The following is a 23,676-nucleotide window of genomic DNA, read 5'->3' as shown; positions in this document are numbered from 1 at the left end:
CCTCTATATTAGTTAGCAGAAAACTTTTCAAACATGAAGCTCGCAGGTTGGATACCTTCAGTATTTAACCAATTGCGAACCGCATCAACCATAGGTACTGGACCACAGAGGTAAATATCGACATCACCCGCATTGAGCCATTCATTGTCAACATGACCCGTCACATAGCCTTTGCGTGGGTGAGCAGACTCTGGATGAGCAACCACAGTACGGTATTCAAACCAAGGTAGATCAGTTTGTAATTGATCTAATTTTGCCATTTCAACCAAATCAAAATCATGGGTTACGCCAAAGACTAAACGTACAGGTTGAGTTGACCCTTTTTCCTCAAGTACTTGTAACATAGATAAAAACGGAGCGATACCTGTACCGCCCGCCAACATTAAAACGGGGCGTTGTACTGGACGTAAATAGAAGCTACCGAATGGGCCAGTGAAGCTCATCGCATCGCCAACTTGTGCATGTTGACTTAAGTATTCGCTCATTTTGCCTTGAGGTACATTACGCACAACAAAACTACATAAGTCTGCACCAGGCTTTGAACTAAAGGAGTAGGAACGGGTCTCAGCACTATTAGGTAAGGCAACATTGACATATTGACCAGCCAAGAACTGCACTTGGGGTTGACCTTCATCGAGTTGAATATCAAAGCAAATGGTTGATTCTGAAATTGCTTCAACACGTGCTAATTGGCCTTTAAACTGATGAATCTCAGTTTTACATACAGCAGAAGATGCTTGGATTTGAAATACTGCATCAGAAGTTGGGCGGCATTGACACGCTAAGATATAACCTTCAGCTGCTTCTTCTGGTGTTAAAGCATCTTCGATATACAATTCCTCTGGCATATCATATTGGCCAGATTCGCAAAATGCGCGACATGTCCCACAAGCACCGTCACGACAATCAAGTGGGATATTTACTTTTTGGCGATACGCCGCATCAGACAGCGTTTCGCCTTGAGCGACTGAGATAAAACGGGTAACACCATCTTCAAATTGGAGTGCAATATTATGACTGGACACGTGCTAATATCCTTTTAAATGTTCGTTATTACGCACGACTTTCAGCGATGCTGATTGTATGTACGGAAGATAAATTGTTGAAGAACCAAGCTGCTATTGCCATAGTGAGGGAGAGGGCAAATAGCAGCTTGCTCAAGTGTTAGAGGTGATAGATATCAATGACTTGATTGATATAGTCATTTTTAAGCACCACATATTTATTAAGTATTTGTGGTTGATCACCTGAAAAATCTATTTCATAACGTGACATACCAAAGTAACTGTATTGAGTTTTATAACGGAAACTTAAGGTGTTCCAATTAAAACGTACCGTTACTTTACTGCCATCAATCGCAATCACTTCAATATTGTTGATGTTATGGCTGGTACGTGTATCAGGCATACTTGCTGAAGAACGTTCAGTTTTGATACGGAACACTCGGTCTTCTAAACCTTGACGATCTGGATAATAAATCAATGAAATCTCAGATTGAGGATCTTCTGTAAGCTGATCATTATCATCCCATGCAGGCATCCAAAACGAAGCCGTAGGTGCATAGCAAGTTAACCAATCATCCCATTGTTCATCATCAAGAAAACGTGCTTCGCGATATAAAAATTGTTGAATCTGCTGTAATGAAATTGTGCCTAAGTCGATTGCTGCATTCATGCCTCAGCTCCTTGTGCTGCAAGTTCTTTTTCCGATTGAATCGCCTGTTTCATAGTTTTGAGCCAGTATTGGTGCTGGGCTAAATACAGACCTTCATCTTCAGTTTTGATACAACTTAAAATAGGTTTTAAATCAATTTCATTGGCTGCGTCATCTGGCCCTTGTACCCAATGCTTGGCACCGCGGCACATATCATTCCATTCGAGTTCGATGCCTGCATAACCTGCTTGGCAAGCTCGGAATTCTTCTAAATCATCAGGGGTAGCCATGCCAGAAGCATTAAAGAAATCTTCGTATTGGCGAATACGGCGTGTACGTGCTTCCGGTGCTTCATTGACTGGGGCAATACAGTAAATGGTGACTTCAGTTTTATCTACAGAAATTGGACGTAGTACTCGAATTTGAGAACCAAACTGATCCATTAAGTAAACGTTAGGATAGAGACATAAGTTACGTGAACGTTCAATCATCCATTTACTCATTGGAGCGCCAAACTTTTCTGTATATTCATCTTGTTTACTAAAGTTTGGTCGGTCTTCTGGGTTTGCCCATTGGGTCCAAAGCAGCATGTGGCCATGCTCAAAACCGTAAGAGCCACCGCCTTGTTTACCCCAAGCACCAGCACTCATCGCACGAATATTATCAGCTGCCTGTTTTTCTTTACGCTGTTGAGTAGTGGCTGCATAGTTCCAGTGCACTGCAGATACGTGATAACCATCAGCACCGTTTTCAGCGGTAAGCTTCCAGTTACCTTCGTATGTATACGTTGATGTACCACGTAAGACTTCTAGTCCATCAGCAGATTGATCAACAATCATGTCAATAATTTTGGTGGTTTCACCTAAAAACACTTCGAGTTCAGGTACATCTGGATTTAAGCTACCAAATAAAAAGCCTTTGTAGTTTGCAAAGCGAGCGACTTTCTTAAGATCGTGTGAACCTTCTTGGTTAAAACAATCTGAGTAACCTGCTTCTACTGGGTCTTTAACTTTGAGTAATTTTCCAGAGTTATTAAATGTCCAACCGTGGAATGGGCAGGTATAGGTCGCTTTATTTCCACGCTTGTGTCGACAAAGTTGTGCACCACGGTGTGAACATGCATTGATCATTGCATTGAGTTCGCCTTGGCGATTACGTGCAATGATAATCGGCTGACGACCAATATGCGTGGTGTAGAAATCATTGTTATTGGGGATTTGGCTTTCATGTGCCAAATAAACCCAATTGCCTTCAAACACATACTTCATTTCTAGATCAAACAGTGCTTGATCGGTAAATACCGAACGATGCAGTTTGAACTCACCAGTTTCGAAGTCATCAACCAAAAGTTCATCAATACGATCAAGATGACTGGTATTAATCACGGGTATACGCGGCATGTCCATTCTCCGACTTGCAAATATGAGTTCCGTCCCGCAATGTCTGCAAATTCACATTGGGTGCTAAAAGAGGTTCAGGAGAAATGCACGGATGATCGACTACAGCACGAAGTAAATGAAGGGAAGCGGTTTATAGCTTAAATCCTGTGCGTGATGGCGAAGCACATCTGTATGCTGGCAAATTGGCTGCACGACAAGATGTTTGATACTTCACACATTCCTTGTGCTGTATAGAAATTTAGCAATGGCTTGAAACTAAGTTTAAAAGGGGAGAATAAACTGCCCACTCAGTAATCTTGCAATTTCTACCTGATGTGAGATACCTTAAAAGAATAAATAAACACTGTCTAAGATCAAATTTGCATCTTTTTATATTTTAAAGGTATGGACACCATGGAGCTCAGGCATCTCAGATATTATGTCACCATCGTTGAAGAGCAAAGTTTCACCAAAGCCGCAGAGAAATTGTACATTGCGCAGCCACCTTTGAGCCGACAGATCCAAAATCTGGAAGCGGAATTGGGGATTCAACTGCTTGAGCGAGGGAGTAGACCGTTAAAAACCACGGAAGCGGGGCAATTTTTTTACCAACATGCTGTTAAACTTTTGTCTAATGCTGAAGAGATTAAGTCGATGACGCAGCGTGTTGGGATGCAGGAAAAAACTTTTAGGATGGGTTTTGTTGGCTCATTACTGTTTGGTTTATTGTCCAAAATTGTTTACTTATTCCGTTTACAGCACCCCCATTTGAAGGTGGAATGGATTGAATTAAGTACAGCAGAGCAAATTGCAGCTTTAAAAGCTGGGCGCATCGATGTTGGTTTTGGTCGCTTACGTATATCCGACCCCGCGATTCGACGCGTATTGTTACGTGAAGAGCCGATGATGGTGGCTGTACAATCGAGTCACCCCTTGGCTAAACAAAGCCATGGCGTTAACTTGGTTGATATTGTTCATGAAAAGCAGTTTCTCTATCCAAGCACAGCGAAGCCTAATTTTTCTACACAAATTAGACACTTATATTCTGAGTATGGTTTGGATCCTAAAAATCTAGTTGAAGTACGTGAAGTACAGTTAGCTGTGGGTATGGTGGCAGCAGGTGAGGGTATTTGTATTGTTCCTGACAGTGCTAAAACCATTCAATTACCCCATTTACATTATTTGCCCTTGCTTGATGATCGTGCCGTCAGCCCAATTTTTATGGTGACCCGTAACATGGATGATACAGAGCATATTCGAGCAATTTTTGATTGTGTGTATCAGGTGTATGACCTTGAAGGTATACCGTATCAACGTGTGGAATTTTTAAATGCACCATCGTATTAAATTCAGTTTCTTTATATTGAGTGAGAAAATCCCGATACGGCGTGCCTGAGTGAAAATCCCCCTAACCCCTTTGTAAAAGGGAGCCTAGGAGGGATTTTCTTTTAAGGCATGTGCTTGATGCTGTAAACGAAATTTCGTTTACCCTATTGTTCCTCAGTACAACAGCAGAATAAGGGTATTTCAAACAACCTTTCTGAATATGATGGGAAGATTAACTAATCAAAACACCAACCTTTTAGGTATGGATTTATCTAAATTTGGTTTTGGACATCAAAAAGCTTTTGCTGCATTGTTTGGAAAAATTTGACCATACAAGTGCAGGAGGCGCGAGATGATGGAAAATGCTCAATTGGACATCAATACGGTCGTGGATAAGGCAAAATTCACAGCATTTCATTGGAATGTTTTAATCTGGTGTTTATTAATTATTATTTTTGATGGCTATGATCTGGTGATTTATGGGGTGGCCTTGCCATTACTCATGCAAGAATGGTCATTGTCTGCAGTACAAGCCGGTTTGCTTGCCAGTACTGCATTGTTTGGGATGATGTTTGGTGCAATGTGTTTTGGTACGTTATCCGATAAAATTGGACGTAAAAAAACCATTATGATTTGTGTCGCTATATTTAGTGGCTTTACTTTTTTAGGGGCATTTGCCTCATCTCCCGTTGAGTTTGGTGTACTTCGTTTTATTGCTGGGCTGGGCATTGGCGGAGTTATGCCGAACGTTGTTGCACTCATGACTGAGTATGCTCCCAAGCGTATACGTAGCACTTTAGTGGCTTTGATGTTTAGTGGTTATGCGATTGGTGGTATGACTTCGGCCTTGTTGGGAGCTTGGTTAGTTGCTGACTATGGCTGGAAGATCATGTTCTATATCGCGATCATTCCTTTCTTGGCTTTACCAATTATCTGGAAATGTTTACCCGAATCTTTGATGTTTTTAACAAAGAAAGGTGAAACCAAACAAGTTGCTGAAATTGTGCAAAAAATTGCCCCAGAACAGCAGATTACAGCTTCAACTCAATTTGCAGTGGCTGAAGTGACAACCGCAGACCAAGCTCCATTGCGTGCATTGTTTCAGCAAGGGCGTAGTTCTAGTACGTTTATGTTTTGGATCGCATTTTTCATGTGTTTACTGATGGTATATGCCTTAGGAAGTTGGTTGCCAAAACTCATGATTCAAGCAGGCTATTCTCTTGGTGCAAGTATGATTTTCTTATTTGCATTGAATATTGGCGGAATGGTCGGTGCAATTGGCGGTGGGGTATTGGCGGATAAATTCCACTTAAAACCAGTGCTAACGATTATGTTTGCTGTGGGTGCTGTAGCTTTAATTATGCTTGGATTTAATAGCCCACAAGCGGTTTTATATACCTTGATTGCGATTGCTGGTGCAGCCACTATTGGTTCACAGATCTTACTTTATACATTTGTTGCACAGTTCTATCCAGCAACTGTACGTTCTACAGGTATGGGGTGGGCATCTGGGATTGGGCGTATTGGTGCTATTGTTGGGCCAGTACTCACAGGGGCGTTACTCACTTTTGAACTGCCTCATCAAATGAACTTTTTAGTGATAGCGATCCCTGGTGTAATTGCAGCTTTAGCGATCTTCATGGTCAATTTAAAAGCTTCAGTTGAGGGTCGTATTGCAGAGCAAAAAGTTGATGCGCCTGAATCTGTAGCGCTTGCTGGTAAGTAATCCACTTCATTCGAACCTTCTCCTTTACAGGAGAAGGGCGTCTAAGGCGCTAGACTTTAGTCCAAGAATATAGCTCAGTTACAATTATTATTTGCACTGTCTTGATGACCGTTTTCTAGGCGATTTTGGTGCTTAAGTAGACTGAATAAATCACCTAGATCTTATCGATAGTTAAAATATAAAATAAATGAATAATCAAAATCTTATAAAGATATTTCTCTCATAAAATTCATAGATAAAAGTCCTTTAATCAAACTTATCCATATTCATACTTTAAAATCGACAGCCAAAAAACACACGATGAAACGCTTAATCTTTGGATACACAAAACTCATGGGTCAAAATCATCCCTCAGGATGAGCATTTACATGTTGCATGCAACATGCTAGATTTATTTATATCCAATTCAGTTGATCAATCGCGTCCTTTTCTGACCAGTTTAGGCGTTTAGCAGATTCTTGATGAATTAACAGGTTTGCAGTGTTGATGATATGAGATTTCATCGCATCAGCTGCTTTTTGTTGATCGCCATCAATGAATGCTTGATGTAGCTCAAGGTGATCCTCAAAAGTTGCTTGACATGAGCGCGAATGGGGAATGGTGGCAGAACCAGCAATAAGAACCTGATTACGGGTATTGCTAATGATATCAATGGCTTTTTGATTGTCCACAATCTGTAATAAAGCTAAATGATAATCACGATCTGCTTTCAATGTACCTGTGCTATCACCTGAAATGGATTTTTGCTTGAACTCTTCAAAGATTTGGTTGAGACGTTCGATATCCTGTTGGGTACGAATCTCTGTTGCTCGACGAATTAGAGGGACCTCAAGCATCAAACGAATCTGAAAAGACTCGATCATTGTACTTAATGAAGTCGGAATAATGCGTATGCCTTTGTTCTTTTCAATTTTGACAATGCCGATTTTTTCCAGCATTTGTGCCGCTTCGCGGACTGGTGTGCGAGAAATCCCACCTAACATTTGACCCAATTCGGTGGCTGAATAAAGGACGTTGAATTCTAGCTGATTGTTAATAATCGCATCTTGCAGAATTTCAAAGGCTTCTTCAGTCAAACTTTTCGGTTTTTGGATCAATTTCATAACATTTAGCAGGGGAAGATTGTTGAACAAGCATTATGCCATTATCGGAGGGGGAATCAATGGACTCTCCGTTGCGCGCCAAATTTTATTGGACTTTCCTGAAGCAAAAGTAACTGTTTTTGAAAAAGAAAATAAAGTTGCTATGCATCAGTCTAGTCATAACTCAGGTGTGGTTCATGCTGGCTTGTACTATGAGCCAGGTGGCTTAAAAGCACGTTTATGCCGACGTGGTGCTGAGTTAGTTCAACAATATTGCCTTGAAAATGATGTTGCCTATGACGAATGCGGAAAGGTTGTTGTTGCACTAGACAAAGAAGAACTCCCTCGTTTAGATGCAATTTACAAAAAGTCTTTAGCCAATAAAGTACCTGATGTACGCATGCTCACCGCAGGTGAAATCGCTGAAGTAGAACCTAACTGTATTGGTGTAAGTGCACTTTATTCACCACGTACGGCGATTGTCAGTTATGGCGCAATTGCTGAAAAAATTGCGGAAGAAATTCAGCGCAAAGGTGGCACGATTGTATTTGGTCGTAAAGTAAGTAATTTGACTGAACAACTCAATAAAATCACGGTTCATTTTGCTGATCAAGACCATTATGAGACGACTTTTGATTATGTCGTGACTTGCGCTGGCCTACAGTCAGACCGTTTAGCTGCTAACTCTGGTGATATTGCAACACCAAAGATTGTGCCATTTTTCGGTCAGTATTATGTGATTGATGAAAACTTTAAAAGTCATGTTAAGGGTCTGATTTATCCTGTACCTGATCCTAAGTATCCATTCTTAGGGGTACATTTTACTAAGCGTATTGATGGTCAAATGACGATTGGTCCAAATGCATTTATTTCATTTGGACGTGAAAACTATGATGGTAAAACATTCAATCTCTCAGATATCTATGATTTCTTAACCTATAAAGGTTTCTGGAAATTTTCTTCAAAAAATATGTCGGCTGCATTACGTGAATTGAGCACTGTAATGAGCCAAACCAATTTCGTAGCAGAAGCTGCGAAATATGTACCTAGTTTAGAAAATGTCTCTTGTGTACCTGCGACACGCGGTATTCGTGCACAGGCGATGGAATCTGACGGTTCTTTAGTTGATGACTTTGTTATTCGTAAACAAGGCAATATCACCCATATTCGTAACGCACCATCACCAGGTGCTACCTCTTCATTAGCGATCGCTGAATATATCGTTCGTGAAGTGATGACCCACAAGTAAAGCCGTTGAGTTGATTAAGGGATTGTAAAATGAGTCAACAGATTGAAACAGCAGTAGAAGAGAAAAAACGTATACGTAAAGTCGCAACGGCTACCATTGTTGGGTCGATGCTAGAATGGTATGACTTTTATTTGTATGCCACGATGGCATCTATTGTATTTGCCAAAGTGTTTTTTGATACTTCCGATCCAAGTAATGCAGCAATGCAAGCTTTTGCAACCTTTGCGATTGGTTTTATTGCACGTCCGATTGGCGGAATGTTCTTCGGCTATTTTGGTGACAAATTTGGCCGTAAGAAAATGTTATTTGTAACCTTCTTGTTGATGGGCTTATGTACCACAGCAATTGGTCTTATTCCTACTTACGATAGTATTGGTATTTGGGCGCCTGTGTTATTGGTGTTCTTCCGTATTATTCAGGGACTAGGTGCCGGTGCTGAGTTAGCGGGTGCTGCAATTACTTCTTATGAGCATGCTTCAGCGGATAAACGTGGACGTCAAGGTGCTTGGCCTGCATTGGGGTTAAACTTAGGTTTACTTTTATCATCACTGACTATTTATCTCCTGACCCTAAATGGCGATGAGTTCTTAGTCAACGGTGGTTGGCGTATTCCATTTATCTTGAGCTTTGTCTTGGTATTAATTGGGCTTTGGGTGCGTAAAAGCTTGCCTGAAACCCCGGATTATCAAGAGGCTGTGGTTGATGCCCAAGTTGAAGTTAAAAAGGTCAATCCATTTAAGCAAATCTTGCAAACCAACATGAAAGGTTTGATGGTGGTTTTCTTCCTAGCCATAGGTTACAACGCATTAAGTTATATCTTTAAAACGTTCTCTTTGGCGTACTTAACACAGTTCCAAGGTGTAAGTGCCAATGTAACCTCATTGTCAGTAACCATTGCAAGTCTAGTTGCGATTGTCAGCGTACCTGTCTTTGGTTGGTTATGTGATAAGTGGAGTAGTAAGAAAGTACTGATCATGGGCGGTATCTTTGCCATGTTATTTGCTTATCCATTTATGTATTTACTTGAAAAAGCACATGACAATGCAATTTATTTAGCGATTGCAATTGGTACGGGTCTATTGGCACCGATGATGTTTGCACCTCAAGGTTCTTTCTTAAGTCGTCAGTTCTCAGTAGAAAACCGTTCAACAGGTGTGGGTACAGGTCGTGAATTAGGGACTGCTCTTGCTGGTGGTTTAGCACCACTTGGCGCTTTAAGTTTAGTTGCTATGTCGCCAACGCATTCAACTACTGGTGTAACTATTATTTTGTTTGTTGCTGCAATTTTAGTGATTGTTGCTGCACTTTGTGATCAAGGTTATAAGTTCTCCCAACATAAAAACTAATGATCACAATACAGTGAATACACATGTTGGATGTGTATTCATGATTGCTCAGTTGACCAAGGTATTTTTCGGCTAAATATGCTGGGTCAATCGAGTCACTTTTTGCCACATCGATGACATTACGATGTGGTTTTTTTTATGTAAAAATTCATGATTTGGTGAAAACCAACTAAAAAAGTATATTTATATGCTCAATAGATAGTTTATATTCGAAAGGCTTTGCTTTTTAATACAGGCTAGGGTATCAGTATTTTACTGATGCCGTTTTAATCTAGGAATGATGAAGCCTCGCATCAGGGTAAATTTGGATCAAGCAGTCCGATTTACAATGAAAACAATACTTCAGCCAGGTGATACGGAAATGACCTCACTCAGCCAACATATAGATGTTAATCACATGTCTCGTGATGCCGACTTTGCAGAAAATGTCATGTCCGGTATTTGTGGTCAGCATTACTTAGATAAAAGCTATAGTGGAACACTCGACTTTCACTATGATGGTATTCGTTTACCACATAATAAAATGACCATTGGTATGGTGAGTTATGGGGCAAATGTCGCAATCAATATTGCTGAACTTAAAGCATATAGTATTAGTTTGCCACTTTATGGTCAGCAGACATTAAATATGCACGGCGTACAATACCGTTCTAACCAAGATCAGGGATTAATTGTTTCTAACCGTGAACAACAAAATTTGATTATTAACAAAGATTGTAAAAAGATTCATGTGGTGATTCCTGAATCGAGTCTCAATAAAGTACTGTCCGATTTATTAAATCAACCTATACAAGACCAGATTATTTTTAATCCAGAAATGCAGATTCACTCCACTCAGTTGATTGATGCTTGGTGGAAAAATATTCAAAGTTTTCTAGCACAAAAATCTCAGTATATGGGGTTTTATGGATTGGGGATGTTATCAGGCGATTATGAAAATTTCTTAATTAAAGCTTTGTTATTGTCTCAGGAGAATAACTATTCTTCAGCATTGAAAATGGCAACAGAACAGCAGATGCCTGAATATATTCGTCATGTGCAGCAGTATTTGATTCAGCATGCACGTGAGTCTATAAGTGCAGAAGATTTACAACGCGTGGCTGGAGTATCAAAGTCAAAACTTTATCAGGAATTTCAATACTATTTTGCGACCAGTCCAATGAGTTATTTAAAGCGTTATCGTTTACAACAAATTTTTAAGGCCTTAACCGCTAAACAAGGACAGCGTAATTTATCGATATCTCAACTGGCTTATGAATGGGGCTTTAATCATTTAAGCCGTTTCTCACAAGAATATCGTGCTGAATTTGGTGAGAGCCCAAGTGATACAAAAAACCGCAGTTAGTGCATCAATATTGAATTGCAAATAGAGTATTAAAAATGGATGGCTTAGCCATCCATTTTTATTTTTAATGAAATCATTTAAACATAAGTTAAATTAATCTGACATTTTTTGATTTCAAATTGAGTGCAATCATGCGGTACGTAATAAAAAGGGCCTTGATTGAAGGCCCTTTTTGATATTCAGTGTATTAATAGTTATTCACTTACGGTTTGACCTGTTGTATTGGCCTGCTGTTTCTTTTCCATAATGACTTTAATGCTTAGAGCAATAAACGAAATGATGGTTGGAATAGCGAGTACAAAGAAAATTGCATCTAATCCTAAGTTGAAAGTAAAAATAAGTGCGCCAAAGAATGCACCTAAAATTGCACCAATACGTCCAATACCATGCATCCAAGACACACCAACAGCACGACAAGCAGCAGGGTAGTATAAAGCTGCTAGAGGTAGTAATGAAGATTGTGCGCCAACCAACAATGCACCAATAAAGAAAATCGTAATACTGAGTAATGTAATGTTGGTAAAGACAAAACCTGCAACGATGAACAAGATGAAAGCAAATAAATAAGCGTACTTAATTACCGTTGTTGGATGGAATTTATCCATATACCAACCCATCACGATTGCGCCAATCACACCGCCAAATGGGAAAATTGCTGAGAGTAAACTAAATTGTTGGGTGCTAAAGCCAGCAGTTTTTAAAATAGTTGGCATCCAACTGGTTAAAAGGTAAAACACCAACAAACTCATAAAGCAGCATAACCAAAGCATGGCAGAACCAGAAAGATATTTTCCAACCACTAATTTAACTGGGTTTTGATTTGCATGTATTTCTTGCTGTGGTAAAACCAGACTGACGTTATTTTCAAAGGCATGACCTTGTAGCTTTTCTAAAATCTTTTGTGCTTTAGCCTGTTGCTGGTTTTTAATGAGATATTGTGCGGATTCGGGTAGTTTGGTCAACAGGAGTAGAACTAAAACTAAAGGTAGAATGCCACCAATAATAATGACTTTAGCCCAACCCATAGATTCAAGTAAATAAGCTGATAATAAGCCACCACTTGAAATTCCAAGCATGAATCCACAACCAGCAAGGCCAGTTAAAAATGCTTTACGTTTAGCAGGCATATATTCAGAAACAATGGTACTGATATTAGGCATTGCTGCGCCTAAACCTAGGCCAGTAATAAAGCGATAAATCATCAGCTCTTCAGTTGAACCAGCTAAACCACAAAGTATAGTAAAGCTAGAAAAAACCAGAGTGGTGAGTACGATAACGCCTTTACGACCAAATTTGTCTGCCAAGGGACCAGAAAGTAATGCACCAATGGACATTCCGACCAATGCAGCACTGAGTACAGGTGCCAATTCTTTTTTAGAGATTCCCCAATCGTCGATTAAAGCGGGTGCAACAAAGCCAATAATTCCTGTATCTAAGCCATCACTAAAAAATACCAGAAAGCCTAAGATAAACACGACCCACTGTAGGGGAGAAAGTTTATCTCTATTAATAACGTCATTGATATCTATACTTTTCATTTTGATTCCTTTCCTGATTTGATCGATGTTGTTGATCAAATATGCACTGGAAATATATGTCATCCTGACCTATACGCAGCATATTGCATTGTATGCTGTAGGTAGATTCCCCCAATGGTGGTGTTAAAGACCCACCAATCTACTTGGATTTAATCCTTTTTTGGTTTTTAAAACTATCCAATCAGTCCTAGATTTAATCCAGATTTTCCATAAATGCTATTGGAATATTTGGAGCATCTCGATGGGAAGAAGTGTATAGAGATAAACTGGATAAAGAAATCAAAGATAAACATAGCAATAAAATTGTACTGATGCAGCGGTAGTGATAGTGAATATCTGAAATTTAATGGCTTTAATTCATTGAATTTTAAAAGATTAAATCATAAGTCATTCGGTGTATATCAAGACATCACCAAAGCTTTGATGGCATAAATAAGCTTATATTTTGGCAGTGATTGGATAGCCTATGCAGCATTTGGACAGTCAAGTTTTCATTTCAACGTAAAGATAGAGCGATAAGGATATCTGGAGTGAAACCAATGACGGGTCAAATGATTCAAATCAATACTGCACAGGGACATAGCTTTGCTGGCTATTTAGCAACGCCAGAGTCTGGTAAAGGGCCAGGCATCGTGTTGTGTCAGGAAATTTTTGGTATTAATGCTGCAATGCGCAGTAAAGCTGATTTCTTAGCAGAAGAAGGTTATACCGTATTGGTACCTGATTTGTTTTGGCGTACCGAAGCGAATATTGAATTAGGTTATAGCCCTGAAGATTTTACTAAAGCAATTGCTTTATATCAGCAATACGACGAAGACCTTGGTGTGCAAGATGTTGCTGCCTGCTTAGACTTTTTAAACGCGTTAGAGCAGTGTGATTCAGAGGCAGGTCTTGGTGTCGTCGGATACTGCATGGGTGGTAAACTTGCATATTTGGCTGCGTGCCGATTACCGCAAGTGGCTTGTGCTGTATCGTATTATGGCGTGGGAATTGATCAAAAATTAGATGAAATAGCAAATGTTAAAGGGCGTTTAGTTATCCATCTTGCAGCACTGGATCAGTTTACCCCTCCAGAACTACAGAGCAAGATTCAACAGGCAGCGCAGGCAGTAGGCAATGTGCAGTGCTATATCTACGAAGGTGTCGATCATGCCTTTGCTCGTCCAGGCAGTGAGCATCTACATAAACCCTCTGCACGATTTGCACATGAGCGCAGTATCACGGCTTTTCATGACACTATTGGACCTCGTTACGACTTAGTCGCACTTTGGGAAGAGCATATCCGCCATGAGTTTGATACACGTGATGTACCCGCAACAATGGCGACTATGGTTGCACAGCCTTATGTCAATCACATTCCTACATTAACCGGTGGCGTGGGTTATAGCCAGCTGGCACGTTTCTATCGTTATCATTTTGTTCATCAAAATCCACAAGATATGAAGATTACTTCGATCTCTCGTACTGTAGGTTCAACCCAAGTGGTCGATGAATTTATTATGAGTTTTACGCATGATGCCGAAATTGATTGGTTATTACCCGGGGTAAAAGCCACGGGCAAATATGTTGAAATTCCAATGCTCGGTGTGATTCAGTTCCGTGGCAATAAATTATGTCATGAGCATATTTACTGGGATCAAGCTTCAGTATTGGTACAAATTGGTTTATTAGATCCAACAGGTCTACCTGTCGCTGGAGTAGAGACTGCGCATAAATTACTCGATGAAAGTTTGCCTTCGAATAGCATGATGCCATCTTGGCCAAGCAGTGCAGACAAAGCAATCGACTAAGGAGCAGCTCATGGATTTAAATTTACAGGGAAAAGTTGGAGTCGTTAGCGGTGGAGCGACTCTCATTGGTCAGGCTGTGGTTAAGGCGATGTTGGCTGAAGGCATGCAAGTCGCGATTTTAGACATCGACCCAGCAGGCAAAAAAATTGCAGAGCAGTATGCAGATGCTGTGATGTTTATACAAACTGACCTAACCCAAGATGACTCGCTGAAACAGGCGATTCAACATATTCATCAAGTTATGGGGCCTGTACACAGTGTAGTGAACTTAGCATGTAGTTATTTGGATGATGGCTTTGCTTCACCACGACAGGATTGGCTTAAAGCTTTAGATATTAATGTGCTTTCGGCAGTTGAGCTGACACGACATTTATATGAAGACTTAAAAACAACACGTGGTGCTGTGGTGAATTTTACTTCAATTTCAGCGCAATGTGCGCAAACAGGGCGCTGGTTATATCCTGTTTCTAAAGCAGCAATACGTCAATTAACTCAAAGTATGGCAATGGACTTTGCAGCAGATGGGGTGCGTGTGAACTCTGTTTCACCGGGTTGGACATGGTCACGTGTGATTGCAGAAGTAAGTGGTCATGACCGGGTCAAAGCAGATCAAGTTGCCGCTGATTATCACTTACTTGGACGTTTGGGCCATCCCGAAGAAGTGGCCAATGTCGTGTTATTTCTATTGTCATCAGCTGCGAGCTTTGTGACAGGTGCAGATTATGCAGTTGATGGTGGTTATGCAGTGATGGGACCAGAACAAAACCAACCCGCAATTCCACGCTTGGCTGAATAAAGCCTCAAAAGGATGTTACAGCAAAAAATTAGTTTTAATCATGAAGGGAGAAAATGATTAAAGCGTTTGCTGTAACTAATTGAATTAAAGATTTATGGAGAAATATTATGCGTCGTATAGCAATCGTAGGTGCAGGACAATCAGGTTTACAACTGGCATTAGGCCTATTAGAAACAGGTTATGACGTGACTGTTTTAACCAATCGTACTGCTGATGAAATCCGCAATGGCAAAGTCATGTCAAGTCAGTGCATGTTTCATACTGCCTTACAAACTGAACGTGATTTAGGATTAAATTTTTGGGAAGAACAATGTCCTGCAGTAGAAGGGATTGGTTTTAATTTAGTTGATGTTGAAAATGGTGGAAAAGTTTTTCAATGGAATGCACGTTTAGAACGCTATGCCCAGTCTGTTGATCAGCGTGTAAAAATGCCGTATTGGATGGAAGAATTCCAACGTCGTGGCGGCAAATTGGTGATGCAGGATGTAGGCATTGATGAGCTAGAACAGTTGACCCAAGATTATGAATTGGTTCTATTAGCAGCTGGTAAAGGTGAGGTTGTTAAACAATTTATTCGAGATGATGAACGTAGTACATTTGATAAACCACAACGTGCATTGGCACTAACTTATGTAAAGGGGATGACGCCATTCTCTCCATATTCACGCGTGAATTTTAATATTATTCCTGGTGTAGGTGAATATTTCTGTTTTCCAGCATTAACGGTGAATGGTCCATGTGACATTATGGTCTTTGAAGGCATTCCAGGTGGGCCAATGGATTGCTGGCAGGATGTAAAAACACCTGAGCAGCATTTGGAAAAAAGCTTAGAAATTTTAAAAACATATATGCCTTGGGAAGCAGAGCGTTGTCACAATGTTAGCTTAACTGATGCAGGTGGCGTGTTGGCAGGACGTTTTGCTCCGACTGTACGTAAACCTATTTTGACTTTGCCGTCTGGTCGTCAAGTTTTTGGTATGGCAGATGCTTTAGTGGTCAATGATCCTATTACTGGTCAAGGCTCAAACAATGCAGCCAAGTGCAGTAAAATCTACTTTGATGCAATTTTAGCCAATGATAATCAAGCATTTAGTCCTGAATGGATGCAACAAACATTTGAGAAATATTGGGATTATGCTGAAACCGTTGTGGCATGGACCAACAGTCTGTTAGCACCGCCGCAACCTGCAATGCTTGAAGTATTGAGTGCGGGTAGCCAGAACCAAGCAATAGCTTCAGTTTTAGCCAACAACTTTGATGATCCACGTTTGTATGCACCGTGGTGGTTTGATACAGCAGAAGCGCAAAAGTTTATTGCTAGCAAAACGAATACCACTATGGCACAAGTGGCCTGAGCCTAGGAGTAGAGTCTATGCAAAATACACTAAATGAATTGGGGCTAAACCAAATCGATATAGAGAATCCACGCGAGATTCGTAATTTATTGGGTCAGTTTGCAACAGGTGTCACGGTGATTACTACACGTGGGCAAGATGGGCGTAAAGTTGGGATGACAGCGAACTCATTCTCTTCGCTATCACTAGATCCACCTTTAATTTTGTGGAGTTTAGCGAAAACAGCACCGAGCTTAACTGATTTCTGTGCAGCTGAATACTTTGCTATTCATATGCTTGCTCAAGAGCATCATCAGCTTTCTGGACATTTTTCTCGTGGTGCTGAAGATAAATTTGCAGGCATTGCACATCAACAATGTCCAGTGGGTATTCCTTTGTTAGATGATGCGCTTGCAACGTTACTTTGTCGGAATGTTCAGCAGTATGAGGGAGGGGATCATTTGATTTTTATTGGTCAGATCGAACATTATCAGCAGCGTAGTGGTGAGCCTCTAGTTTTTCATGCAGGACAGTACCGCGTTGCTTCAGCACATCCTGCGCTTTAAACCGTATTTATCACCAAAATAGCACATCCCCCTTTAGAGCTAATCTGAGGGGGATGTGCTATTTTGAATGATGGTCTTAATAACCAATAATTTCTTTAATCGCAGTTTTAATTTGTAGATTATAAAAATCGAGGTCATGGAATTCGAGGTTATAAAGATTTTCAAAGCCATAACATACCGCAGTTAGCCGCCAAGCCATGCCTTGTATATCTGGGTTTTTTATTGCGTGCTGTGATCGAGCGAGCCAGTCACATACGACGCTGTGCCAGTAAAATAATGCCTGTTTATATGCAGCTCTCATGATTGGGTCTTCTAAAGACATATTCTCAGCACTATTCCATAGACGAATGTATGGAATGTTACTGTCTTCTAAACTAAAAATTCGCATTAAATTAGATACCACATCACCATCTTCAATTTGATGAATTTCTGCAATGTTTTCATAAGCTAGTTCTAAAAAGGCTTGTGCTTTTAATTCTGAGATAGAGCTAAAGTGATGATGTACCTGACCTATGGATATCTCAGCAACTGCTGCAATTTTTCTTACTGTAAGGGTATTTAGTCCTTCGTTTAGAGCAATAGTTTTGGCAACTTGCAGTATATGCTGCTCTCGTTGTGGTTTATTTAAATAACTCATCAGGTCTCTCAGAAAACAATTGAACACACGTTCATATTTATTTAATATTATGAACACATGTTCAACTTTACACGTGGTTTTATGTCTCGTAAATGGTACATCCTAGCAATTAGTATTTTAATTTATTTACCAGTCGCGATTGATGCAACAGTTTTACATATTGCAATTCCTACCTTGAGCGAAGTTTTTGCATTGGATAACAATCAAATGCTGTGGGTCATTGATATTTACGCGTTAATGATGGCGGTATTCCTATTACCCATGGGAGCTCTTGGTGAACGAATCGGCTATAAGCGTTTATTATTGATTGGTGCTGCAATTTTTGGTTTGGCTTCATTGCTTGCTGCATTTTCAATATCTGCATTTATGCTGATTATTGCGCGAGTGATTTTAGCCTTAGGCGCATCAATGATTATTCCTGCAACTTTAGCCGCATTAAGAACTGAGTTTGAAGATGAGAATCAGCGAAATCAAGCACTCGGATTCTGGGTGGTTGCAGGTGGTGGCGGTGCAGCATTAGGTCCATTGGTGGGTGGTGTATTGCTTGAGTATTTCTCTTGGGGAAGTATTTTTCTGATTAATATTCCATTGGTCATATTTGTATTATTGACAGGTGGTTGGCTGTTGCCTCAGCAAACAGGGAATGCCAATAAAAAAATAGATTTAAAAGCAGCAGCATTGTTAATGGTCGCTGTTTTGTCTTTGATTTATGGGATTAAGTCTGTAATGAAAGCTACGGACTTACAAGCCTTTGCTATTTTATTATTAGGTGCTTTGTTACTCCTGTTTTTTGTAAAAGTTCAGAAAAAGTCTAATGAGAAGTTAATTAATTTTGAGTTATTTGGTTATGCAGGAATTAAATTTGGTTTTCTTATATCATTCGTTGCGATGATTGCCTTAGTAGGCTTTGAATTACTCATTTCTCAAGAGTTACAGTTTGTCCTAGGTTATAGCGCATTAGACGCTGGCTTATATATTTTACCTTTTATGCTCACGATTAGTTTGGGTGGGATTTTTAGTAGCGCCTTACTCAATCGTTTTGGCTATAAAATTGTTGCTGTTTGGGGATTGTTTCTCAGTGCGATTGCAATGCTGGGTTTATCCCAAACACAATTTGCTGAACAGTTCATACAGGCTTCAGTGTTTATGGTGTTATTGGGCAGTAGTATTATTATTGCTTTTCTGGCTGCGACATCGGCTATTTTGTCTGCAGCACCACCAGAACAAGCCACTGCTGCAGGTGCAATTGAAGGTATGTCTTATGAGTTGGGTACGGGACTTGGCGTAACTGTGTTTGGTCTAATTGCTGCGGCAGTCTATCAGCATCATTTGATCCAAAATACAACTATGCTTGCTCAGCATCCTGAACTTGCGACAGGTGCATTACTTGAAACATTACATTCTTTAGAAAATGTGAGTGAAACTGTACGGGAACCTTTACGAATGTTGGCATTCGATGCATTTAGTACCGCCCATAGTACAGTTTTGTTGCTTTCTAGCATCATACTCTTTGTTTTGGCTATTTTTATTCAGATTTTTTGGCGCCAAGATACAGCCTGATGCTAATTAAATTTTCTGTTGTTGCTTTACTATATGTTGATCAGTATAGGCGACTTCCCGTTGTGCTACTGTACAGCGCAACGGGAAAATTCCCAAGATAAGCGGCAGCAGTGATATCTACTACAATAAATACTCTTGTTCGATGAGTACAAAATCTGCTTATAATGTGATATCTACGTCAGTTGTAATGTTATGAGTCAAACAACCGTTCAATCTCCAGTGAAACATTGGTGTGAATTTGAATTTATTGCCAAAACAGTAAAAAATCCTAATATCCATATTCAAGGTCACTATAGTTACTACAGTGCTTACTGGGATGCTGGTTTTGAACGTTGTGCAGTGCGTTATTTACATGATAAGCCTTCAACAGCTGCTAAACCTATTGATCAACTTTATATTGGTAATTTTGTTTGTTTTGGTGCCGAATGTGTGATTATGATGGGTGGCAATCAATTACATCGTACGGATTGGATTGCTGCATTTCCCTTCGATACACGAAGTTTTGTCCCTGTTGGTGATACATTGATTGGCGATGGATGTTGGATTGGCAGTCGGGCCATGATTATGCAGGGTGTTCAGTTAGGTGAGGGTGCTGTGGTGGCAACTGGTGCCGTGGTGACTCAAGATGTACCACCCTATGCGATCGTTGCAGGGGTACCTGCAAAAATTATTAAGTATCGTTTCCCAGCAGATAAAATTGAAAAGTTGTTAGCCTTACAAATTTATCAATTAGATGAGCAACTTATCTTAAAAATGCGCGAACACTTACAAGGGAATGATGTAGATCAATTGGCGCAAGCTATCGCGGGTTTAGAAGGATAAAATAATTATAGTGTAAAATAATCCATTGTTTTTACACTATAATTGGTTATATTTTCTATTTTATACATAATTTTTCTCAATTTGGAATCGTGGTAATGAGCTTTAAAAATAATTTAGGCCCAACTTTGTTGGCCATTTTCTCAATTGCATTAGTGGGATGCGAAAAATCAGAGCAACAACAAAAAAATCAGAGTCCAATCCCAACCACAGAAGCCTCAATGGTCGTGGAAAATGAAAAAACAACATCAAGTCCTGTAGCGAGCGCTGTTCTGCCAAGTTCAGCAGTACCCGTAGTGTCGGCACAAGCGCCAGAGATATTGTGTGATAAAGTAAAAGTCAATCAGTGGGTTGGTTTTGATGAATCAGCCAAAGATGCACAATGTAAAAAAGTTGAAAGTTACAACATCGCTGAATACCGCTGTGCTGTTGAAAAGAAAGCTTTTGGTGCAGATTTTGATGCAATACACTTATTGAGCAAAGATCATTCAATCTTTATTTATTCAAGTATGGAAAAATGCAACCAAGCCAAAGAAATCTGGCAATCTAATTCTCCAGAATAATTATCTCGCTGAGGCTGATCATAGATGACACGACAAAAATATGCTTTGGGTTTGGCTATATTTCTAATGGCGATGAACAGTTCATTGCAGGCTGCTGCAATGACATCTCAACAGCAGAAGGCTTTGCAGCATCAATTAAATGCTAATATTCAATATTTATCCGATGAAAATGGCAGTTGTTTATTGAGTGATCAGCCTATTAATCAGGCTGTAACAGTCATCTATTTAGATCCATATCAAGATTATTTTCATTATGACCTTGTCGAAGCATTACCAATGGCAAAATCAAATGAATGTATTGAAATGTTAGGTACTGAAGGTTTGGCGGGTAAGTATTTTTACCGTGTAGAGGGAAAAAGCACTGATTTAATTCGAGGCTATGGTTTTGAATTAAAGTTTGAACAGACGATTTATCATCAAAGAAAAATCATCGGAATTAATTTTTTTGGGCAAAAAACGGCACATCGGATTAGCGAATGTAGTTCAAGTGAAGGGACCCATTTTAATATCTGGCAGACAGGTGGAGCAAAACCAAAAAAATTGCTACATCGATATACCTACTTAAATATGGATTTGGAAACGACATGTAAAGAAGCTGCTTATAGTAAGGGCTTACTGAATATTAAGTAAGTCGCATAGTTGAGCTCATTTTATACGATCTTTTGTTTGTGTATTGTCGAGGGTAAACGTCCATAACGGCGTTTATATTCTTGAGAAAAACGCCCTAAATGGGTAAATCCCCATTTAAATGCTACATCTGTAATGGATAAATGCTCATTGTTAATCAACTCTAAATGTGCCTGCTCAAAACGTAATTCTTTTAAATAAGCCATAGGTGTAGTGCCTAAATAATTTTTAAAACCATTAAATAGCGTGCGAACACTGATTCCAGCTTGTGCTGCAAGAAGTTCAATATTTAATGGCTCGTGTAAGTTCTCCCGTATATAAGCTTCAGTACGTTTAATAAAATAAGGCGATATGATCTTATGTTCTTGCTGAAAATGCTCTTGGCTATTGTTAGCCTGACCATAAATGAGTGCATTAAATAAACTGGATTCAAACTGTTTAAAAGCCAATGGGTGCTGTAACGGATGCTGTTCAGTGGCTAAAGCCATCATTAGGGTTTTTAAAAGTTGCAGAAAATAGGCAGCACTTGGTCTAGAAAAATCGAGTTTTGGATCAAAGACTAGGCTGTGTTGTTGAAAATGCGATAGGTGTTGTCGACAGTGAAATAAGAAATCTTCTTTGGCAATTTTAACAATTAACTGTGGTGAACCTGCATGCCAACGCATCTGTAATGATTGGCCTGGAGAAAGTAGTGATGCAACTTGATCATAAGAAATAAATTTATGCGTAGCATACTGAATTTCAGCATAACCTTTAGTAGGGATTTGAATTAAATAAAATTGCTCAAGATCGTCAGGATCTATATAAACATCCTCACTATATTCAAGGCGACTGAGTTGTATGCTACCCACAGTACGGACCATATGCATACTTGCAAAAAAATCTGATTTTTGTTGAATAATTTTAAGTCGGTGTGGTTTGAAAATTTGCCCGACTTGTAGGCATGTCTCGTTGAGGTCATGACATTGAAAGAGCAAATTACTGGGTTGGAAAACCATTTCGTTTTGAAAATGGCGGCCACAGAGGTCTGGGGAGTTGGCTGAGTTCATGGCTATCCCTTGCTGATCATCGATATTCTGCGTTTAACAATGAGCAAACTTGCTGGCCAGTGTTAAGAAGTAACGCTCTATTTTTATTGACCTAAATCCTTTAGATCACCTTTATTTATAACAAATCCAATTAAAATGGTCAATTTAAAGTTAAGCTGATGTATCTAATTTAACTCATTGAATTAAAATAACTTAATTTAATCATTCGCTACTGTGTAAAAAGATTTAAATGTTTTTTTGTTATTTGAGTTTGATTAAAAAAAGACCAAAGACCAAAGACCAAAGGGCAGAAAAGTATCATTTTAATGTATAGAGAGCTTCTACCGTAGTTGGGCAGGAAGATTAAGTTTGTTGTTTGAATTGATTGTTATTGAGTTAATAGAAAAGTCAATAAATTCATGTCCATGAAGAAATATTTTAAAGGTGATCCTTAATAAAATATAGAATAATTAAATTTACTTATATTACAGTATTATTTTTGATTAAGCGGTGTGGGGATATATAAGGATATTCTTGTTATTTATTAGAATGGAAAAGTAGTTGTGTGTATAGGGTGGTCTATTTATTTTTATGTATTTTTATTTAATTTAAAATCATCTTAATTTTAATCATGATTTATTTTAATTTCTATTTTTTAATTAAATTGATCAATATAATTATGTTTAATATATGGGTGATATTTATTTAACTTATTGTTTTTATTGGTTAATATTTTGGTTTTGTAGAGCTAATGAAGACGTAAATTAATTTCTTAAGAAGGGTTGTATTTAAAATACGTATAAAGTTTTATTCAGTATTATTTCTTTGCACTAATTTAAATTAGAAAAAATATTAAAATTTTATCTTTTATTTTTAATTTAATGAGTTATGTATTTTCAATAGTTTAGATGTGGTATTTTATTTTTTATTGTGATTTTTTGTCTTATTTTGTGTGAGAAAAATAATAATTGGTTGTGTGTTTAATTCTGATTCAATTTATTTTAATTCTTAAACACTTCTATAATTTGAAAATTGTGATCTATTTCACATTGTTATTTTAAAAAGATAAATAGAGTGTGTTGTTTATGAATAAAGTATATCGAATTGTATGGAATGCTTCGTTAGGAGCGTGGGTGGCAGTTTCAGAGTTAGCGAAGCTAAAAGGAAAGAGTTCCTGCTATGGCGCTTGAAACAGCTCCATATGTTGCAGGTAAATGGTCATATGCAGCTGCTGCTGCTCATCATGGCGGCGAAAACGCAGTAGGTGTGACTTTACGTAAGACTGCTGACAATGGTCGTTGGTCATTGACTG

The 23,676-nt window shown here is 39.0% G+C and carries 21 protein-coding genes; 14 read left to right on the top strand and 7 right to left on the bottom strand.

Annotated features, from left to right (window positions below; all coding sequences use genetic code 11):
* Positions 1-8 precede the first annotated feature (8 nt).
* The 3 genes from benC to benA all read right to left on the bottom strand — a co-directional run bounded on the left by benC (position 9) and on the right by benA (position 3,053).
* Positions 9-1,025, bottom strand: a complete 1,017-nt coding sequence (gene benC, locus Aru01_RS11740; protein ID WP_016655732.1) for a benzoate 1,2-dioxygenase electron transfer component BenC — start codon at positions 1,023-1,025, stop codon at positions 9-11.
* Between the two features lie 139 nt (positions 1,026-1,164).
* Positions 1,165-1,674, bottom strand: a complete 510-nt coding sequence (benB, locus tag Aru01_RS11735; RefSeq protein WP_016655733.1) for a benzoate 1,2-dioxygenase small subunit — start codon at positions 1,672-1,674, stop codon at positions 1,165-1,167.
* On the bottom strand, positions 1,671-3,053 hold the full coding sequence (benA, locus tag Aru01_RS11730) for a benzoate 1,2-dioxygenase large subunit (protein WP_016655734.1): 1,383 nt from the start codon (positions 3,051-3,053) through the stop codon (positions 1,671-1,673). Before benA ends, benB begins: the two co-directional genes overlap by 4 nt.
* Before the next feature lie 393 nt (positions 3,054-3,446).
* Between benA and Aru01_RS11725 the strand changes: the two genes are divergently transcribed.
* Positions 3,447-4,379 carry a LysR family transcriptional regulator gene (locus Aru01_RS11725; protein WP_016655735.1) on the top strand — a complete coding sequence of 311 codons (933 nt, stop codon included), beginning with the start codon at positions 3,447-3,449 and terminating at the stop codon, positions 4,377-4,379.
* A gap of 334 nt (positions 4,380-4,713) precedes the next feature.
* Positions 4,714-6,084 carry an MFS transporter gene (locus Aru01_RS11720; RefSeq protein WP_040331103.1) on the top strand — a complete coding sequence of 457 codons (1,371 nt, stop codon included), beginning with the start codon at positions 4,714-4,716 and terminating at the stop codon, positions 6,082-6,084.
* Between the two features lie 395 nt (positions 6,085-6,479).
* On the opposite strand, the gene Aru01_RS11715 is transcribed toward Aru01_RS11720, so the two are convergent.
* Positions 6,480-7,187 carry a GntR family transcriptional regulator gene (locus tag Aru01_RS11715; protein ID WP_016655737.1) on the bottom strand — a complete coding sequence of 236 codons (708 nt, stop codon included), beginning with the start codon at positions 7,185-7,187 and terminating at the stop codon, positions 6,480-6,482.
* Between the two features lie 22 nt (positions 7,188-7,209).
* Here Aru01_RS11715 and lhgD point away from each other — a divergent pair, with 22 nt between their 5' ends.
* The 3 genes from lhgD to Aru01_RS11700 all read left to right on the top strand — a co-directional run bounded on the left by lhgD (position 7,210) and on the right by Aru01_RS11700 (position 11,106).
* Positions 7,210-8,415 carry an L-2-hydroxyglutarate dehydrogenase gene (lhgD, locus tag Aru01_RS11710; protein WP_016655738.1) on the top strand — a complete coding sequence of 402 codons (1,206 nt, stop codon included), beginning with the start codon at positions 7,210-7,212 and terminating at the stop codon, positions 8,413-8,415.
* Between the two features lie 29 nt (positions 8,416-8,444).
* The gene (locus Aru01_RS11705) at positions 8,445-9,761 is read left to right on the top strand and encodes an MFS transporter (protein ID WP_016655739.1); all 1,317 of its coding nucleotides are present in this window, start codon (positions 8,445-8,447) and stop codon (positions 9,759-9,761) included.
* A 361-nt stretch (positions 9,762-10,122) separates the two neighbouring features.
* Positions 10,123-11,106: an AraC family transcriptional regulator gene (locus Aru01_RS11700; RefSeq protein WP_016655740.1), complete on the top strand. Its 984-nt coding sequence runs from the start codon at positions 10,123-10,125 to the stop codon at positions 11,104-11,106.
* A 194-nt stretch (positions 11,107-11,300) separates the two neighbouring features.
* Here Aru01_RS11700 and Aru01_RS11695 read toward each other — a convergent pair whose 3' ends face one another.
* A complete protein-coding gene (locus Aru01_RS11695) occupies positions 11,301-12,644 on the bottom strand; it encodes an MFS transporter (RefSeq protein ID WP_016655741.1) in 1,344 nt (447 codons plus the stop codon).
* 539 nt (positions 12,645-13,183) lie between these two features.
* On the opposite strand from Aru01_RS11695, the gene Aru01_RS11690 reads away from it, so the two are divergent.
* From Aru01_RS11690 to Aru01_RS11675, 4 genes are all read left to right on the top strand, one after another.
* On the top strand, positions 13,184-14,434 hold the full coding sequence (locus tag Aru01_RS11690; RefSeq protein WP_016655742.1) for a dienelactone hydrolase family protein: 1,251 nt from the start codon (positions 13,184-13,186) through the stop codon (positions 14,432-14,434).
* A gap of 10 nt (positions 14,435-14,444) precedes the next feature.
* Positions 14,445-15,230: an SDR family oxidoreductase gene (locus Aru01_RS11685; protein ID WP_016655743.1), complete on the top strand. Its 786-nt coding sequence runs from the start codon at positions 14,445-14,447 to the stop codon at positions 15,228-15,230.
* Between the two features lie 107 nt (positions 15,231-15,337).
* Positions 15,338-16,585 carry a styrene monooxygenase/indole monooxygenase family protein gene (locus Aru01_RS11680; protein ID WP_016655744.1) on the top strand — a complete coding sequence of 416 codons (1,248 nt, stop codon included), beginning with the start codon at positions 15,338-15,340 and terminating at the stop codon, positions 16,583-16,585.
* Between the two features lie 17 nt (positions 16,586-16,602).
* Positions 16,603-17,130: a flavin reductase family protein gene (locus Aru01_RS11675; protein WP_016655745.1), complete on the top strand. Its 528-nt coding sequence runs from the start codon at positions 16,603-16,605 to the stop codon at positions 17,128-17,130.
* A gap of 76 nt (positions 17,131-17,206) precedes the next feature.
* On the opposite strand, the gene Aru01_RS11670 is transcribed toward Aru01_RS11675, so the two are convergent.
* Positions 17,207-17,767 carry a TetR family transcriptional regulator gene (locus Aru01_RS11670; protein ID WP_016655746.1) on the bottom strand — a complete coding sequence of 187 codons (561 nt, stop codon included), beginning with the start codon at positions 17,765-17,767 and terminating at the stop codon, positions 17,207-17,209.
* Positions 17,768-17,848: 81 nt separating this feature from the next.
* On the opposite strand from Aru01_RS11670, the gene Aru01_RS11665 reads away from it, so the two are divergent.
* From Aru01_RS11665 to Aru01_RS18670, 4 genes are all read left to right on the top strand, one after another.
* Positions 17,849-19,327, top strand: a complete 1,479-nt coding sequence (locus Aru01_RS11665; RefSeq protein ID WP_040331164.1) for an MFS transporter — start codon at positions 17,849-17,851, stop codon at positions 19,325-19,327.
* Between the two features lie 192 nt (positions 19,328-19,519).
* Positions 19,520-20,149, top strand: a complete 630-nt coding sequence (locus Aru01_RS11660; RefSeq protein WP_016655748.1) for a CatB-related O-acetyltransferase — start codon at positions 19,520-19,522, stop codon at positions 20,147-20,149.
* A gap of 95 nt (positions 20,150-20,244) precedes the next feature.
* Complete coding sequence (locus Aru01_RS11655; protein WP_016655749.1) at positions 20,245-20,709, top strand: hypothetical protein; 465 nt, start codon at positions 20,245-20,247, stop codon at positions 20,707-20,709.
* A gap of 24 nt (positions 20,710-20,733) precedes the next feature.
* Positions 20,734-21,339: a hypothetical protein gene (locus Aru01_RS18670; protein ID WP_016655750.1), complete on the top strand. Its 606-nt coding sequence runs from the start codon at positions 20,734-20,736 to the stop codon at positions 21,337-21,339.
* Between the two features lie 20 nt (positions 21,340-21,359).
* Here the strand turns inward: Aru01_RS18670 and Aru01_RS11645 are convergent, their stop codons facing one another.
* Complete coding sequence (locus Aru01_RS11645; RefSeq protein ID WP_016655751.1) at positions 21,360-22,385, bottom strand: AraC family transcriptional regulator; 1,026 nt, start codon at positions 22,383-22,385, stop codon at positions 21,360-21,362.
* 1,064 nt (positions 22,386-23,449) lie between these two features.
* Here Aru01_RS11645 and Aru01_RS11640 point away from each other — a divergent pair.
* Complete coding sequence (locus Aru01_RS11640) at positions 23,450-23,554, top strand: ESPR domain-containing protein (protein ID WP_016655752.1); 105 nt, start codon at positions 23,450-23,452, stop codon at positions 23,552-23,554.
* Positions 23,555-23,676 lie beyond the last annotated feature (122 nt).

Source organism: Acinetobacter rudis (assembly GCF_000829675.1).
Lineage (GTDB): Bacteria > Pseudomonadota > Gammaproteobacteria > Pseudomonadales > Moraxellaceae > Acinetobacter > Acinetobacter rudis.
The sequence above is the reverse complement of the archived record's forward strand: the minus strand, read 5'-3'. Positions and strand labels throughout refer to the sequence as shown.

What these genes read in the sequence shown, in the direction of transcription:
- benB (WP_016655733.1), bottom strand. Translation starts at nt 1,674, where the DNA reads ATGAATGCAGCAATCGACTTAGGCACAATTTCATTACAGCAGATTCAA.
- benA (WP_016655734.1), bottom strand. Translation starts at nt 3,053, where the DNA reads ATGCCGCGTATACCCGTGATTAATACCAGTCATCTTGATCGTATTGAT.
- Aru01_RS11725 (WP_016655735.1), top strand. Translation starts at nt 3,447, where the DNA reads ATGGAGCTCAGGCATCTCAGATATTATGTCACCATCGTTGAAGAGCAA.
- Aru01_RS11720 (WP_040331103.1), top strand. Translation starts at nt 4,714, where the DNA reads ATGGAAAATGCTCAATTGGACATCAATACGGTCGTGGATAAGGCAAAA.
- Aru01_RS11715 (WP_016655737.1), bottom strand. Translation starts at nt 7,187, where the DNA reads ATGAAATTGATCCAAAAACCGAAAAGTTTGACTGAAGAAGCCTTTGAA.
- Aru01_RS11705 (WP_016655739.1), top strand. Translation starts at nt 8,445, where the DNA reads ATGAGTCAACAGATTGAAACAGCAGTAGAAGAGAAAAAACGTATACGT.
- Aru01_RS11700 (WP_016655740.1), top strand. Translation starts at nt 10,123, where the DNA reads ATGACCTCACTCAGCCAACATATAGATGTTAATCACATGTCTCGTGAT.
- Aru01_RS11695 (WP_016655741.1), bottom strand. Translation starts at nt 12,644, where the DNA reads ATGAAAAGTATAGATATCAATGACGTTATTAATAGAGATAAACTTTCT.
- Aru01_RS11690 (WP_016655742.1), top strand. Translation starts at nt 13,184, where the DNA reads ATGACGGGTCAAATGATTCAAATCAATACTGCACAGGGACATAGCTTT.
- Aru01_RS11685 (WP_016655743.1), top strand. Translation starts at nt 14,445, where the DNA reads ATGGATTTAAATTTACAGGGAAAAGTTGGAGTCGTTAGCGGTGGAGCG.
- Aru01_RS11680 (WP_016655744.1), top strand. Translation starts at nt 15,338, where the DNA reads ATGCGTCGTATAGCAATCGTAGGTGCAGGACAATCAGGTTTACAACTG.
- Aru01_RS11675 (WP_016655745.1), top strand. Translation starts at nt 16,603, where the DNA reads ATGCAAAATACACTAAATGAATTGGGGCTAAACCAAATCGATATAGAG.
- Aru01_RS11670 (WP_016655746.1), bottom strand. Translation starts at nt 17,767, where the DNA reads ATGAGTTATTTAAATAAACCACAACGAGAGCAGCATATACTGCAAGTT.
- Aru01_RS11665 (WP_040331164.1), top strand. Translation starts at nt 17,849, where the DNA reads ATGTCTCGTAAATGGTACATCCTAGCAATTAGTATTTTAATTTATTTA.
- Aru01_RS11660 (WP_016655748.1), top strand. Translation starts at nt 19,520, where the DNA reads ATGAGTCAAACAACCGTTCAATCTCCAGTGAAACATTGGTGTGAATTT.
- Aru01_RS11655 (WP_016655749.1), top strand. Translation starts at nt 20,245, where the DNA reads ATGAGCTTTAAAAATAATTTAGGCCCAACTTTGTTGGCCATTTTCTCA.
- Aru01_RS18670 (WP_016655750.1), top strand. Translation starts at nt 20,734, where the DNA reads ATGACACGACAAAAATATGCTTTGGGTTTGGCTATATTTCTAATGGCG.
- Aru01_RS11645 (WP_016655751.1), bottom strand. Translation starts at nt 22,385, where the DNA reads ATGAACTCAGCCAACTCCCCAGACCTCTGTGGCCGCCATTTTCAAAAC.
- Aru01_RS11640 (WP_016655752.1), top strand. Translation starts at nt 23,450, where the DNA reads ATGAATAAAGTATATCGAATTGTATGGAATGCTTCGTTAGGAGCGTGG.